The sequence below is a fragment of the Microbulbifer epialgicus genome, assembly GCF_041447265.1.
GTDB lineage: Bacteria > Pseudomonadota > Gammaproteobacteria > Pseudomonadales > Cellvibrionaceae > Microbulbifer > Microbulbifer epialgicus.
Genome location: NZ_JBGMEK010000272.1, coordinates 1 through 678 on the forward strand (window position 1 = coordinate 1; position 678 = coordinate 678).

2 protein-coding genes are annotated in these 678 nt (G+C 44.1%); both read left to right on the forward strand.

The window, feature by feature from the left end:
• A partial coding sequence (tnpB, locus tag ACCI49_RS24955) for an IS66 family insertion sequence element accessory protein TnpB (RefSeq protein WP_371841963.1) occupies nt 1-217 on the forward strand: 217 nt, incomplete at its 5' end.
• Nucleotides 218-285: 68 nt separating this feature from the next.
• The coding region (locus ACCI49_RS24960) for an IS66 family transposase (protein ID WP_371841964.1) at nt 286-678 on the forward strand (393 nt) is incomplete at its 3' end.

Genomic DNA, 678 nt, shown 5'->3' on the forward strand with positions numbered 1-678 from the left:
TCGCAATAAAAAGGCCGATAAAATTCGCATGCTCTACTGGGAAGATAATGGATTTTGGCTCCTTTATAAGCGAAATGAGAAGTCGAGATTTGTCTTTCCTGGCATTTCAAATGACGCAATAGTGTTGTCGATTTCACAGCTACAGTGGCTGCTTTCCGGAATGGACTTTACTCAGCAAGAAAAACCAGAAAAACTCTATTTTTCACGCTTTTACTGATACGTATAGAGCCTGGAAAATAGTTTTCCATGGTATAATCCACACATAAATTAACATCGGAAAACCCAATGGCTACCGATGATACGCTACAGTACCAGATTGAACAGCTTACATGTGAACTCAAACTCTCACTCCAGCGGTGCGAGCAGTTTGAAAAGGCTTACGGTCAGCTATTGTTTCAATTCAAACAACTGCAACGCTCTCTCTTTGGTCGGCGCTCTGAGCGATATGAAGACCCTGATGATCCCCAGGGATTGCTATTCGAAAGTGCGGAAGCTCGGGATGATGGTTCTGTTGAGGACAATGATGCTGATAGCGACAAAGATCAGGATGATGTGGTTAGTATTGCGGCACACAAGCGTCATAAGAACACAAAGAAGCCCTTTGCCGAGCACCTGCCAAGAAAAGAGGTGGTAATCCCTGTCTCAGAACAGGATAAAACCTGTGCATGTGGCTGCCAA